General features: G+C 52.8%; 11 protein-coding genes. 5 read left to right on the forward strand and 6 right to left on the reverse strand.

The genetic code is table 11. From position 1 onward, the window contains the following. Nucleotides 1-110: 110 nt before the first annotated feature. Nucleotides 111-1,958 carry a glycosyltransferase gene (locus CQ018_RS12305; protein ID WP_105550296.1) on the reverse strand — a complete coding sequence of 616 codons (1,848 nt, stop codon included), beginning with the start codon at nt 1,956-1,958 and terminating at the stop codon, nt 111-113. Nucleotides 1,959-2,065: 107 nt separating this feature from the next. Between CQ018_RS12305 and CQ018_RS12310 the strand changes: the two genes are divergently transcribed. Continuing rightward, complete coding sequence (locus tag CQ018_RS12310; protein WP_105550297.1) at nt 2,066-3,358, forward strand: CDP-glycerol glycerophosphotransferase family protein; 1,293 nt, start codon at nt 2,066-2,068, stop codon at nt 3,356-3,358. Between the two features lie 114 nt (nt 3,359-3,472). Here CQ018_RS12310 and CQ018_RS12315 read toward each other — a convergent pair whose 3' ends face one another. The 5 genes from CQ018_RS12315 to CQ018_RS12335 form a co-directional block, all read right to left on the reverse strand. After that, nucleotides 3,473-4,036 (reverse strand): hypothetical protein, encoded by a 564-nt coding sequence (locus tag CQ018_RS12315; RefSeq protein WP_146111893.1) that lies wholly within the window; start codon nt 4,034-4,036, stop codon nt 3,473-3,475. Nucleotides 4,037-4,147: 111 nt separating this feature from the next. Next, on the reverse strand, nt 4,148-5,176 hold the full coding sequence (locus tag CQ018_RS12320) for an NAD(P)-dependent oxidoreductase (protein ID WP_105550299.1): 1,029 nt from the start codon (nt 5,174-5,176) through the stop codon (nt 4,148-4,150). Then, the gene (locus tag CQ018_RS12325) at nt 5,173-7,761 is read right to left on the reverse strand and encodes an alpha/beta fold hydrolase (RefSeq protein ID WP_105550300.1); all 2,589 of its coding nucleotides are present in this window, start codon (nt 7,759-7,761) and stop codon (nt 5,173-5,175) included. Before CQ018_RS12325 ends, CQ018_RS12320 begins: the two co-directional genes overlap by 4 nt. Beyond that, nucleotides 7,758-8,783 (reverse strand): 3-oxoacyl-ACP synthase III, encoded by a 1,026-nt coding sequence (locus CQ018_RS12330; RefSeq protein WP_105550301.1) that lies wholly within the window; start codon nt 8,781-8,783, stop codon nt 7,758-7,760. Before CQ018_RS12330 ends, CQ018_RS12325 begins: the two co-directional genes overlap by 4 nt. Before the next feature lie 595 nt (nt 8,784-9,378). Then, entirely contained in the window at nt 9,379-10,104 is a 726-nt protein-coding gene (locus tag CQ018_RS12335) for a hypothetical protein (protein ID WP_105550302.1), read from the reverse strand. 203 nt (nt 10,105-10,307) lie between these two features. On the opposite strand from CQ018_RS12335, the gene CQ018_RS12340 reads away from it, so the two are divergent. The 4 genes from CQ018_RS12340 to CQ018_RS12355 all read left to right on the forward strand — a co-directional run bounded on the left by CQ018_RS12340 (nt 10,308) and on the right by CQ018_RS12355 (nt 14,524). Continuing rightward, nucleotides 10,308-11,642 carry an ATP/GTP-binding protein gene (locus CQ018_RS12340; protein ID WP_105550303.1) on the forward strand — a complete coding sequence of 445 codons (1,335 nt, stop codon included), beginning with the start codon at nt 10,308-10,310 and terminating at the stop codon, nt 11,640-11,642. Then, nucleotides 11,642-12,211, forward strand: a complete 570-nt coding sequence (locus CQ018_RS12345) for an RloB family protein (protein ID WP_105550304.1) — start codon at nt 11,642-11,644, stop codon at nt 12,209-12,211. The genes CQ018_RS12340 and CQ018_RS12345 overlap by 1 nt, the downstream gene beginning before the upstream one ends. 135 nt (nt 12,212-12,346) lie before the next feature. Continuing rightward, nucleotides 12,347-13,657 carry a hypothetical protein gene (locus tag CQ018_RS12350; protein WP_105550406.1) on the forward strand — a complete coding sequence of 437 codons (1,311 nt, stop codon included), beginning with the start codon at nt 12,347-12,349 and terminating at the stop codon, nt 13,655-13,657. 375 nt (nt 13,658-14,032) lie between these two features. Continuing rightward, nucleotides 14,033-14,524, forward strand: a complete 492-nt coding sequence (locus CQ018_RS12355; protein WP_105550305.1) for a hypothetical protein — start codon at nt 14,033-14,035, stop codon at nt 14,522-14,524. Nucleotides 14,525-14,535 lie beyond the last annotated feature (11 nt).

Raw genomic sequence — 14,535 nt, forward strand, 5'->3', positions numbered from 1 at the left:
GATTCCCCCGTCCTTCATCACTAGGTGACAGGGGCCTTCAAAAACGGATGCCGTTTCTACCTTCTTACGGAAGGCTAGAAACGGCATCCGTCTGTCGTAGTGACGAAAACCTACTTGATACTGAGGTTGCCGTAAACAGTGAGGTAAGGAGTCATTGACTGCCGGTTAGGTGCGCCAAGCCGGACGCTGACTGTTGAGACGCCCGAAATTAGGCGGATATTTAGATCTAAGGGAGCATCTTCATCTGTCGCTCTTCGGATGCTGTCCGGGATGATAAATGTTGCTCGATCTTTGCCGAGTTCGCTGGGAGGTATAGTTGCGACTTTACCGGGCGCAGTTATCCCGCGCGGGACGACCATTAGCTCCATACCATCGAATTCAAGATCATCGCTAGGCCAGTGAACCTCAATAGACAGCTCATTCTCGGGGAGGAAATGAAGGCTTTTCAATACTGGTTTAATGCTGCTTAGTACCGCGAGCGTGAGACGGTTCTCCCTGACCGTAGTCAGTGATTGTTGCCAGCGAACGAACGTAGAATCCTCGTTAAAAATTTCGGCTCGTTCAAACGCCTTGCTTGAGATGGCTGAACTTAAGTTGTCATCTCCCAGCAGCCTGATCACAATGCCTGCGGCCGCGGACATATCTTTGTATGGCACTAGATATCCAGTGACACCATGTTCTATAACGTCTCTGGGGCCAAAGTCAACATCATAGGCGACAGGGACGCAACCATGAGCCTGCGCCTCCAAGATTGCAAGGGACTGACCCTCAAAACTGCTGCACAGAAGCAGAATGTTGGCAGCTAACAAGTGTTGATCAACTGAAGCTACGTGGCCGAGGAAATTGACTTCGTTCTCAAGCCCTAGGTCCTTGACCTGCTGTTCTAAAGCGCCACGTTGTTCACCATCACCAATGATATCCAAGGTGATTGGTTGTCCGGTTCGAGAGACAATATCCATAATTTCGATGACCTGATCGACATTTTTCCCTAGGGTTAATCGACCGACAAAGACAACCTTCGTAAGGTCACGTTTATTGCGATTGGGCAGTTCCGGCGGACCTTCCGCCGGATTTCCAATCACAAAAGTGTTGCCTTGATCGCCGAATCTCCTGACGAAAGCGCTACGCTGTGATTCGGTGAGGAATACTAAGGCATCCCACGAAGTGCGTTGATCGATGATTTCCTTGTGCGCGCGGGAAAGGGTTCCCGTGTGAGAGTCCTGACCGGCCCTCACATGAGTGCTGTGGAAGTTGAACACCTTGGTCGCTCCGGGGTGATTCCACGACCCTAGGAAGGCGGCAGAGTACTTGCTATCGACTATCACGTCCGTGTCTGAGCTGCCGACAATAACCGAAAGCCAATGTCGGTAAAGTTTGGCGGCGCTGGAGAACTCGGCAACGGGTGTCCGCCCTCTCCTAAACAGCTGTAGAACGCGCCTGAGCTTCGAACTATCCGCCGTCGCCGGTAAGGTGCAATCCACCAGATACAAGGTGCCGTCGGCGCGAAAATACTCCCTGCGTTTCAGCTCCTTATTTTCGGATACCGAGTAGTCCTTGTAGAAGAGGCTCTTATCGTTGGGGCGACGTACTTCCCCAGTGGGGATCCAATTATGGGTTCGCGTGTCGGTCGGTTCGATTGCACTGGCCGGATGCTCAGGAAGAATCTGCGAGTAATAGTCGTGCAAGTTGACGATGGGAACCGATGCATGCAGCTGACCCGAAGTAACGAGAGACTGGCGTATCGAATGATAGTCGGGTTCCGGATCAAATGTAACGACAGCACTGGGTATTCCGCGTTCGTGGAACATGCTGGCACGCTTGAGGCACATGGTCGTCATGCCTCCAAACGGCTGTTTTATCGCCCAAGTAACCATCAGTGCAGGTCGGGTGCTAGTTGCAGCTTCTTCCGAGGTACTAATGCTGTATACCCCTGACTCCAAAGTGGTATCGTCGATCATTATCGTCTACTTCCAGTAAGGTATTCGGCCGATGTGCTGTTGGGTACAGCCTAGCCAATTATCTACCCTAAAAGATCCATTACTTCGTACAGGGGGTACCGCACATCATGTCAGGAATAATCCAGCAATGTGTTGATGCATTTAGGGCGGAAAGTCGGCAGTTGGCAGGGGCACTCGGACGTAGCATTAAATTGCAGGAAGCCCTTGGGTGGATTGGCATCGAAAATGGTAAATCTTTTAATCATGAAATTGAAGGAATTCAGATTCCAGGAAGCGTCGTTGTATATTTTGGCGACGAACCCGACAAGGTATATCAGCTATTACAGTGGCTCCCGATTCTTGAAAAGCTACATTTGCAGCACAACGTAGTATTACTGTTCCGGAAAGTGGAAACATTTCGCCTAATACGGAAGCACACGGAGCTACCTAGGATCTTTGTCCGCAGATTTTCTAGTCTCATGGATCTATATGAAGATAATCAATATCAGTTAGTTCTTTATGTAAATAATAGTCGTACAAACTTCCAATCGCTCGAGCACCCACGACCAGTTCATGTACACGTGAACCATGGTGAAAGTGACAAGCTCTCAATGGTTTCAAACAAAGCGAAAGCTTACGACAGAGTGTTTGTTGCTGGACCAGCCGCTATTGAGCGTCATAAGGCACGGCTTATTGATTTTGAAGTCGAGAAGCTCGTCGTTACGGGAAGACCCCAGTTAGATGTCGAATTTGAGGCAATGCTTGAGCCCAGCTCCAAACGGACCATCATGTATGCGCCCACGTGGGAGGGTGAGAACGAAGGCAACAACTACACCTCACTAGATTATTACGGTGCCGATATCATTAGCGGGTTGCTGACCATGAAAGATACGCGCGTCATATATAAACCGCACCCGCGAGTCATTGATTCTAGAAATCTAGAGATTCGGCAGGCTCACGAAGCGATTTGTGCGTTGATAGAGAAGTCGTATGACCGCGGATTCGAACATCAGTATGTGCCAGCAGGGAACATATTGGCGATGTTTGATCCGCTTGATGCGCTCATTACCGATGTTTCTAGCGTGGGGCTCGACTTCTTGTACCTTTGCCCCGAGAAGCCACTTATCTTGACCGATCGTCGACAAGATGAACAACAGTTGTTACTCGATGCTCCGGTATCGGCGGCCTGTCCCGTCATCAACATGCAAACCCGAGCATCACTCAGCAGTTTGTTACCGACGTGGATTCAAGAAGATGAGATGGCGGAAGAGCGCGTCAAAGCGCGAGAACTCTATTTTGGTGATTTACGGCGTGGCGACTCTACCAGCCAATTCTTTGAGCAGATCTCTAATTTGATTAAGGAACGAAACTCGAAGTTACACCTTTATCGTGCTTGGCATCCATCCAGCGAGAGTTCTTAGGCGGCTCGCATCGCTTAGGCAGCCCCGATCTCTAAGCGAATGACACATCTCAGTGCCGAAGCGCAGCCCACACATTTTTAGAAAGCCAGAGCGGTTTGAAAATACTCGAAACGGCTAATTTAGGGGCCTTAATGAGATCATGATGTCGGTATCTTGTTCCCGCTTCACCAACACAGACTTGCTGGTTCCCTCCCATTGGAGTTCTCCAGAAGAACAACGCGCCCGGACATTGTAGGAACCTGGAAGCATCAGAATCTCGCTGGTCGAAGCAACGGGGATTGTCCCCAGCTTGATAGTTGCACCGCTGAGGCCACCACCACCTGACTCAACGGTTCCTAGATTCTGTGCAAAACCCTCGCACCGAGCAGTCGCAGGAAGAGCCGACCCCTCAACTGCAATTTTCATGGTGCCGCCATTGGCAGCTGTGCCATGACCGCCAACACCCGGCGTTGTCGGGCTCGTTGCCGAAGTTGGTGCACTTGCCGTGGGGGCAGGGGAGTCAGACGGTGTTTCGGAAGCGCTCGTCGTACTTGCTGTTTCAGCCGGAGTTTGTTCGGTGCTGGTCGATAATGAGCTTGCCGAAGGTAAAGGTTCGGGTGCCGTGGTGCACGCGGCAAGCCCCATAAACAACCCCAGGCCACACGCCGTTGAAATCCCAAGTTTCCAAATGCTTCTCATACCCCGAGTCTTCCAGCAAAATTGCGGTCGGGACATGGGCAAAGACCGAATGGAATACAAACGTGACAAGTTTCGGTAGCTGGGTACCGGCCAGCCACGGTGCGGAGCCGATTACTTGATCGGAGTCGGCCCGCTCCCACCGTAGTGTGCGGCAAGCCGATTAAGTCCCTCTTCAATGGAAACTTCCGGTACCCAGTCCAACACCTCTTGGGTTTCGCGTTGGTCAAACCAATGCGCAGTGGAGAGCTGTTCGGCCAAGAAACGGGTCATGGGAGGCTCGTCGTGGACAAGATTCTTAGCCCCTGCGGCAAGCCATACTTTCTCAATAACTGAACCAGCACCGCGGGCCAACCAACCCGGAACATTCAGTGTTGGAACAGGTGCACCGCCGGCTTGGCAGATCCCACCGATAAGTTCTCCTACCGGGCGTGGTTCAGCGTTTGTGACAACCAGCGCTCGGCCATGGGCCTGATCCATGCGTTCGAGCCCACGAACTATTGCTGCTGCAGCATTGTCTATGTACGTGGTGTCTATCAGTGCTGTGCCATGATCCAGTAGTGGCAAGCGCCCGGCTTTGGATCGCGCGATAACACGCTCAACAAGTTGGGTATCACCCGGTCCCCAGACCACGTGCGGCCGGATCGCGGTGACCCGGAAGGATTCACAGTCTTGGGCGAGCGCATTCAGTTCCCCTGCAGCCTTAGACCGGGCATAGTTGCCTCGCGCCTGGTGTGGGTTGGCCGGCCAGGCACCCGCGCCAACCAGTGGCTCACCCAGGTGCGCAACAGAAGGGGAAGAAACAAAGACGAAGTCCGCAACGCCTGCATCTTGTGCCGCCGCCAGCAGATTATTTGTACCGGTGATATTTGTTGCAACAAAATCGTGCCAGGCCCCGGTGAAGGAAACCTTTGCTGCCAAATGGATGACGGCATCCATGTCGCGGGTAGCGCGGGCCACGGCCTCTGGATCGATTAGCGAGCCAAGTACCTCGTCGGTACCGTTATTCGTTGAACGGCGCTGAAAGGCACGTACCTGATGCCCCTTGGCACGCAGCAGTTCAGCAACTGCCCCGCCGAGCATGCCACTGGCACCGGTGACCAAGACACGACGTGGATTGAATGCTGGAGAACGATTGCTCATGGATTGCTGATCTTTCCACCGGCTAAGACCAAGGTAGCCCATTGGGCCAGGGCGGCCCTGTCAATCTTGGAATTATGCCGGATATCTGTGGGCAAGTCCGGGACCACCAACACCGCTGCAATTGTGATGCCTGTTGTGGCTACTGCTTCACGGACACCAGCTGCAAGCGCTGTGGGGGCGGGTGCCGCGCGGCGTGCCGCAGGGATGGTCTCCATGATGATTACCGCAGCTTGGGTGCCTGCCGGGCCCACGCCTACAAGGGCGGCACGGCCGGCGCCGGGCACTGATTCGGCTGCTTGCTCACCGGCTACAGGGGTTTTGGGTCCGTATGCAGTATTGAGCACATGTCCAAGGCGTCCCTCGACCCATAGTCTTCCCGCGTCATCGAGGTGCCCAACATCGCCGGTGCGGTGCCACCCGGGGATTGAGGTGCTGACCTCTTCGGTGATCCAGAGCTTGTCGTAGCGGTCCTTGACGTGCGGGGCCCGCACCAAGATCTCACCGGTGATATTTGCGGTGGTGATCGGCGTGGATCCCGCCTGTCCGGAACCATCGAGTGCCGCGATGGCTACCTGTGCTCCGGCTACAGCGCTGCCCACACAGACTCCATTGCCGGTTCCCGCCGCCCGGATACCAGCTAGGTCAATATCGGTGACGGGAAGTGCTTCGGTCATTCCATAGGGGGTGTGTACCCGGGCTTGCGGAACCAGAGACTGAACTTCTGCCAAAAGTGGTTCGGGAATGGGTGCCCCGGCAGAAAGCACAAGTGAGACGTTCCCTAAGGCCTTGCGTTTTGCAGTGTCCAAGGCATTTTGGGTTTTGAGGACATTGGCCAACGCGGCAGGCGAGGCGAAAATGGTAGTGGCCTCCACTGCTGCCGCTGCATCGGCGAGCGCTGCCGCTGTAAGTGTGCGCGGTGCCGTGACATCCATGTCTGGTGTCACGGAGGTGGCGCCAAGTGCGGGGCCCAAGAGTGCGAATGGGGCAAATCCTGCAACTAGCGCGGAGCCTGCCTTGAGATCGTAGGTAACCCGTAAGGTATCTCGCATGGCTGCGAGTTGTCGGTGTGTGTAGACAACGCCCTTGGCCGGTCCGGTGGAGCCGGAGGTGAACAGTACTGCAGCATCGGCATCCGGGTTGGCTGGGGTGAATCCGTGGTCGTGTGCGTTGGGGGTGCTACCGGCCTTGAGTAAACCTTCAAGTGTGTGTTCCACGCCCAGTAGTTTGGCTTTGGTCGTGGAGAGTGGTTCGGCGGAGATTTTGGTTCCTGGCCAGCCCAAGAATCTGGCACCTACGAGGGCTCGTTCGATTCCTATGAGGTAGGCGGGTCCGGCGCCGCGAATTGCGCGTCCCAGTCCCTGGGTGCCTAGCCCGGCATCTGCTACGACTATTACTGCGCCCAAGCGTAGGCAGGCATAGATCAGTGAGGTGAGTTCGATTCCCGGAGGGACCAATAGGTTGACCCGGTCTCCGGACTTGACCCCGATTCCGGCGAGGCCTCGGGCTAAATCGTTGACCCGGGTGCCTAGCTGTTTCCAGGACAAGGAACGTGGGGGATTGATATCAACTACGGCTGTGCTGTCATCGTTGGTGCGTTCATCGAGTTCTGCAAGCATTGGCCGGTACTCGGCAAGTGGTGTGGCACGCTCATTCTTGGTGCTCTTGTGGTCTTGGGTGAGCCAGTCAAAGATGGGGGTTGCCACGTCCCGATCTTCTTGGACGAGGTGACTGGCGCCTTCGAAGCGGTGAATATCTGCTTGGGGGAGTCGGGTGGCTAGGTCGCGCAGGTACCGATCTGAGAAAACCGGATCTTTGGGTCCCCAGAGCAGGAGCGCTGGGACCTTGAGGGAGGTGATTCCCTCGGCTATCTTTTCTAGGGTCGGGCGGCTCGGGTGATCTTCGGTGAAAGGGATATCCGCAACAAAGTTTGCCACTCCGCTACGCTGACCGGCACTGGTGTAGGGAGCCATGTAGGCCGTGCGGACTTCTGGTTTCAGGGCTGGTTGGGCAAGAGCATGGGTGGTGCGCAGGAATGCTGTGGTCCCTTGGGTGCCCCAAGAATGTACTGCGGGGTGAGTAGCTAGCTTGAGGGCTGCCGGTAGTTCAAAACCGGCGGGATGTACCGCCGTATTTGTTAGCACCACGTTTGTCAGCTGGTCTTGGTGGTCTAAGGCCCAGCCTAGGGAGATTAGTCCGCCCCAGTCATGTCCCACGCTGGTGACCGGTCCGGAAAGTTTCAGGGCGTTGGTGAAATCGTTGAGGTCGTTGACTCGGTCTGCCAGACGGCGGAAGTTGCCGGTGCGGGAGGAGAAACCCATGTCTAGCTGATCCACCGCAACCACGCGCCAGGGGAGTTTGTTTTCGGCTACATGCGTGAAAAGGCTTCGCCAGAGGTAAGACCAGGTGGGGTTTCCGTGTACGCACAACAAGGTGCCTTGTGCAGTGATCCCTGCTTGGGCTAATTCTTCGGCATTATCTAGGTAATGCCAGTTGTGGCTGGTGTTAGGTTCATCCACCGAGGACGTGGAAGAGACCTGAAGATTCTTTGAATAGTTGGTTTTGACGCCGGGGTAAATCTCGCTCACCAGATGAGCTCCATCATTGCTGTGTTCAGTCCCGAGCCAACGCCCATGCAGAGCACACGATCGCCGGGTTTCAGGGTCTTGGCTTCCTGAGCCAACGTCATGGGTAGAGAAGCGGGGCCTACGTTTCCCCATTTGGGGAACGTAATGGGCACTCGATCCCGAACCAAGCCAACGGCCTTGATAATGGCATTTGTATAGGAATTGGAGACTTGGTGGGTTACGTACCTATCCATGGACTTCCAGTCCCAGCCGGTTTGGTGTGCCTCATCCCAAGCATCAACCACTAATTCCAAGCCGTTATCCAGCAACCCCTTGGTGTCGGTATACATGCCTGCCGGGCCACCAACACACAGTTCGTGGTGTTCGGTTCCTGCACGTGCGACACCGCCAAGAATTTTGTGTGCACCGGGGTGCGCGTCGGCCGGACCAATGACCGCCGCGGCCGCACCCGATCCCAAAGTCAGTGTTGCAAATTCGCGTAAGTAATCTTCGCGCGTTGAATCTTCGGCATTGAGCCTGGCAAATGTTGTTTCCTGAGTCGGTTGGGCATCTTCTCCGGCAACCACCAAGGCGTATTTGATCTGGCCAGAATCGATCATATTTGCAGCCAAGGTCATGCCATTGACGAACCCGAGGCAGGCATTTGCAACATCGAAGTTCATGGCCGAAGAGGGCAGCCCAAGTTCATGGTGAACGCGCGAGGCAACCGAAGGTTCAAGGTTTCTGCGTGTCACAGAGGTATTGATGAGCAACCCAATTTGGGAGGCGTCGATTCCGGCCTCGGCCAATGCCTTGCCACCGGCTTCAATAGCTGCATCATCAAAGGTTGTGCCCTGGCTCCACCATCGGCGTTCCACCACTCCGGCCACGCGTTCAAGGAGCTTTCGCGAAAGCTTCAGTCGTTTCAGGCTCGGGGCTAAACGCTGATCAAACTCTGCTGAGGTGAGCACTACGGGGGCTTGCACGCTTGTGACTGCCATCAGAGCCGCATTATTGTGCCTAAACGTTGCGTTGCCGTTCAAAATCTAGCCTTCGTGTCGGAGCTTCATGCCGGTACCGGCACCCTGAGAAACGATCATTCGAGACAAAAACTCGTCAACCGATAGGAATCCCTCCCCTTACCGTATTACCTCCCGGCGGTGTAGCTCACATTGATGCCTTCAAAAGCATATTTAAAGAAACGATTGAAGCACTCAGAAATTATCGTTGAATTATTGATAATCCCTTGTCAACGAGAAGATCGTTGAATTTTTTGACAGTATTTTTAGGCTCTTCAGTTCTCGCGGGGTTTCCCTAAGAGCCAACACGAAAATGATGTGTTGTCGCCACAGCGTTCATGATCTTCGGGGGATGCAGATCATAAGAAGGAAGGCGGGGGCGCTTAGGCCAGCATTGAAAATGCGTCAGGAAGAGTCCTCGCTAGATAATCTCTAGGCGGATTCCGAGTTTTCATCTTTGCACTGCCTCAATAGCCAGAATCCCACAATCGCAAAGATTCGTATCACTAGCGTGGCTAAAGCAACGACTAACTCCGACCGCCAGGCAGCGTCATGATGTATCCCAGCGAAAATGGGTGTGATCAGCATGGCTGAGATCTTATATCCCAGATACGTTGAGTCAAGCGCGCTGCTTGCGTAGTGCCATGGCCGAGGCAATAAGGGCAGTAAGAGCAGCGGCTACGGTTGTTGCGGCAACAACGCTTTCGGCCCATGGTGTCGTATCGTGCGAGGTGTAACCGACGAATATGGGTGCGATCAGTATAAAAGCAATCACATAGCCAACCGTTGTTGATCCCATCAATAGCAAGCACCCGATGGCTGCTGCCGGTGCCCGGCCCCACCAAAGAACGGTCAAGGCCAGGCCAGCAAATGACGCGATTGCTCCCAATATTCCCAAGTACTGCAGGACGCTGGGAGATCCAATAGCTCCGGATAAAATGACGTGGAGTGAACTGATTCCAAACCAGGCCACAACCACAGCGCTCAACACATATTCGATGAGAATACGTTGTCTTGGAGCACCCTTTGTTTGAGCTAATACCCCAAACGTCAGACTGATCATGCCAAGTGTCAGAAGAAACTTGGCAAGAGAATACTGTTCGGTCACCGACCCATAGTTCACCCAGGACCCGGAGGGAAAGAAGTAGTCGTACCTGTGGTCTTCGGCAAAGCTTATATTCTCTGGTTCCGATTCGACAAGCGTCACCCAGCGCTGCAACGACGCCGCTTGTTGCAACACCGAAGCAGCCAGAAACAAAGCCGCAGTTAGCAGAAGAGACACGCTAGAAAGCCAGTGAATCTTGCGTTGGCGGGTTACATCACCGGTTCTCGGAGTAGCTGACATGAGCCAACGCTAGCAATCCCTTGGTAAGAGTCAACGGCTCGGTGAAGCAGGGGACGTTATTTGAGGGCTTTTAACGAGTAACGGAAGAGTCTGATAGGTGAAGTTTTACATGGGAGGGAAGGTGCCAAGTATGATTTTTATACCGAGACGTATGAATTATACGATTTCCATCAACATTGGACCGCTTAGGATAAGATGCAAACATGTTGATGCTCAACTTCACCGTTTCCAACCACAAGAGCCTTCGTGATGAATGCGTATTAGAGTTCACGCGCCCAAGCTTTCGACGACTCAAGCCGGTTGGTGATGAAAGTTGGAATGAACTTGTCTACCCAGTACTAGGAATTTTTGGACCTAATGCATCCGGAAAGTCCACGATCATTGATGCAATCAACTATGCGCGATCAGCCATCAAATACTCGTCAACGTCGTGGCAACAACAACCCGACATGATCCATGTTCCGTTCGCACTTGACGATGACACAGTGCAGGGAAATAGTACATACGAATTTGACTGGGTACTTGACGGAACTCGTTATAAGTACGGCTTCGCGGTTTCTCCTCAGGGAATTGAAAAAGAGTGGCTATTTGATTTGCCGCGCTCGCGGTGGAGAGCCCTTATTGAGCGTGACACCGTTTCGCACGAGCCAAACCAAATTCGTTTCAAAAGCAAGGATGGTCTGACCGCTGTCACCCGAAGAGAGCTCATCCTATCGAGAGCTCTGCTGCTGGAGCATACGGAGCTTACGAAGATCGGCCAATCGCTTATTGAAGGTATCGAGTTAGCTCCATTTGGTGACACAAACCGAGAACGGCGACTAGCAAGTATCACCGAGTCACTGTTGCAACAAGAAATGAGTTTTGACGATCTAACAACACTTCTACAAGTGGCGGATATTGGGGTCCACTCGGTTGCAGTGAAGGAAGATCATGCGCCACCCGAAGCGTTGCGATTAATGAAATTGTTTGCACAACTTGTGGATTCTGAATCTCAGGAACCGGGAGTCGAAAAGCCTCAACTGAGAATCAAACCTTTGGAATCCGACGCTGTCATGCGTACCTTAGAATTTGTTCATAAAGGCAAGAAGAATGATCCTCGTGCATTTGGAATTCACGAGGAAAGTGCGGGGACCATTGTTTGGCTCTCACTCATTACGCCTGCGATTGAAACCTTGCGCTATGGAGGACTTCTTGTAGTCGATGAAGTTGATAATAGCCTCCACTCACATTTGGTTGAACTCGTAATTTCACTTTTTTTGGATCCGGAGATTAACGGTCGCGGAGCACAGCTGTTGTTTACAAGCCACGACACGAACCTCCTCTCTCCTGAATCGGGATTTGAGCTGGAAGCAGAACAAGTTTGGTTTGCAGACAAGGGTGCTGATGGCGCTTCGGAAGTGTATTCCCTTGCTGATTTTCCGCATCCAAAGGATGCCAATATTGAGCGCCGCTATTTGGCAGGGCGGTATGGCGCGGTACCTCGTACTGCGCCAAGCCTTTTAGCTAGGGTAATCAGCGCCAAAGGGAGTGTTTCTTAGTGGCACGACGGAAGCGGACAGAGAAGAAGCGAATTCTCATTTGTACCGAAGGCACCGAAACTGAACCACAATATATTGAATCGCTGATCCAGGCGCTAGGAACCTCTGGAGAATCGGTATCTGTTAGTACCGTAGGAGTAGGAAAAGACCCTCTAAAAATCGTTGAGAAATGTGTCCATAAATTGGAGACCGCCAAAAATCCTTTTGACATGGGGGTCTGTCTCATCGATTTGGATCAGCACGCGACGCTGAATTCAGCCATCAAACTGGCCGAAAATCATGGCATCGAAATTGTTGTTTCGAATCTAAAATTTGAGGTTTGGTTACTTTGGCATGTGAGCTCAAGAACAGCTTTTTTCGGTTCAAAGCAATTGGATCGCATGATGACTGAGAATAAAATTCTGGAGAACGGAAAGCATTTGTCAACAAAATTTCCGGTAGAAAATTACCCGCAAGCCTGCGCCGTAGCGTACCGAGCTGACCCTGAACTCAAACCGGGCAGGCGAGGGCCGAATTCGTCCACGTCAATGCCGTGGCTTATTGATCTCCTGACTGGCAAAAACGCATAAAATTATGTACCAAGTCGCCTATTCCGTTGTTTCAGACAGGCTTGTTGGAAGCGAATGATTCATCAGATTCAAAGCGATACGATTAATTGCATCGTTGCCAGCGATGGTGGGACCCGAACAGAGGAGAATCCGACAGTGATCGCTAGTGAAAAGGGGATCGTGCCGGTTTGGGCACTTTCAACTGAGGTGACAACCGTTTCAAGTGTTCTCGATAACGAAGGCATGAGCGCAGACCGGTTGGCAGAATTAAGGACTGTTTTGGCAACGCTGGCCGGATCTCCGATTGCGACACTTGAAGCTCACCCCATCTTGACGAAAAGCGAACGAAGCAACGGCATCCTCCTGCATGCTTCAAGTCCACTTGCCAAGCAACTTACATTTTTGGTTTCGCAAACGGGCAAAGTAACTCCCCAAACTATGAATGTAGGCAACTCCGGGGAAGTTTTATATCGCATGGTAGTGCCAGCAAAGGTCGCAGCTCAAATGAGCCAAGGGCTGATCAAGCCTATGACTTCGAAAGCTGTAGCTGGTGGAATCTACAGTGCACTTCGTAATTCAACGGGTATTGCCGCAAAGGCTACATTCGTACCGGTAACTGGCAGTGCCGCGGCCGGTGCAGCTAGTGGAACTGCCGTAACGGCCGGTGCCACCATAGCTGGTGCGAGTGCCCTGACTGTGGCGGCTCCCTTGGTCTTGATGGCCGTCGCGGTGAGTATCAGCGCACACGCCGAGCACCAACGGCAGCAGGCCATAGAACGAATCACTGATCTTTTAGAGCAGCTACACGAGGACAAGCTCGACGATGAACGCAGCCTCCTTGACGGTTGTCGGGATGCTATCGAGAAAGCTACCTCAGTTCTTTTGGACCAAGGAAAAATTGGCCTTTCGTTGGGCCTGGATTCCTCATCGTTCGCCATCAGTTCCGCTATAGAACGTACCAAACGTCGGCTTGGAAAATGGCAGACCGCGATTGCCGCACTTCCCGAGGGGCCAGTGGAGATTGCCGTACTGACAAAGTCATTCCCGGGAATAGAAGCCGAGGGAGGGGTTTTCAGAGCTCATCTGGAACTAGCGAAGCTTGCTATTGCGCTCAAGCGGCGGGTGCTTGTGCTTCAGGCCGTGGATCATGCTCAATTGGATGATGAGACTAATCTTTTCACGAGCTTTATCGGTTCACTGCGAGAAGATGACAGGAAAATTGATGAACTTGAAGCCGGCATAAATTCGGTGCTGCTGCGACTCTCGACACTTGAACTCAAACGTAATGGTGGATTCCGCAACATATTGTTTACCCCGGGAGAAGTTGACGAACTACTAAGGGTTTCTTATCGCCTTCGTGCGCTCGGGGATCACATTGAATTTCCAGCGCAGCAGTCCGACATCGCTATTGAAATTGAACGTGATAACGACGGGTCGCTCACTGTATTTCCTGCGGTCTCCGCTTAGACCCCTCCGAAGAATGGAGCGCGTGTTCGGGTTGGCAGACAAAGTGGCCCAGATTTAACTACCCAAGCAAGACGAACAAACCATTGCCCCGAATGAGATCTTCTTACCGCATTCCACACAAGAATTCAGCGGTGGTGGCGGGTTCTGAAAAGTCCTCTTGAGACGAGCTAGCCGAAATACCAACGCAGCAACTAACAGCGCCACAGTTAGCAAAGCTCCGGTAATAAACATGAAAGTCATACCGAAGACACTATCTGCAATTCAAGGTTCGTAGAGCACCGGAATAGGGAGCTTATTCGTTGAATATCAGTGTGGTTAGTGCGTTTGCGAAATGTGAGGCTTCAAGTAGAAATTGCACTCGGGTAGGCTGGCGCCATGAGCAAATCAGGTGACTGGCTGATTGATCGAGCTATCAAGAAAGCCGCCATCAATCCCATGCGCATTGAAATTGATGAAGATCAACTTGGTAGCGGCCTGATCCATAGGGCAAGACGCACCGGCCATTTTGCGGCGGCCCGCAAGTTTGGTCAGTTCTGGAAAATTGAAACGGCATCTGATTTGGCGCCAGATTGTCTCCCGGCAGAAGATAGTCATCTGTATTTGATCTGTGCCCCATTTCTTCAACGCGAAACCACTCGGATCGCCATCGGCAGCATGGAAATCAAGACACCGGAAGCCCGGCCACACTTAGCGTGGATCTGGCTACACCCCCATTTTCGCAGGACAATCGCGGGCCAAAATTTTGCAACGGATGCACTTAAATCCGTGTCGTTGAACTATCCCGTACTTGAAATGAATGAATCGGGCAGTGTGGTCTCCAAGCAGCGCCGGATCAAGCTCTGGAACCGAGCTTTCCTTGAGTCCTGAATCCTGGGGTA

This window comes from Arthrobacter sp. MYb227, from assembly GCF_002975435.1.
GTDB lineage: Bacteria > Actinomycetota > Actinomycetes > Actinomycetales > Micrococcaceae > Paeniglutamicibacter.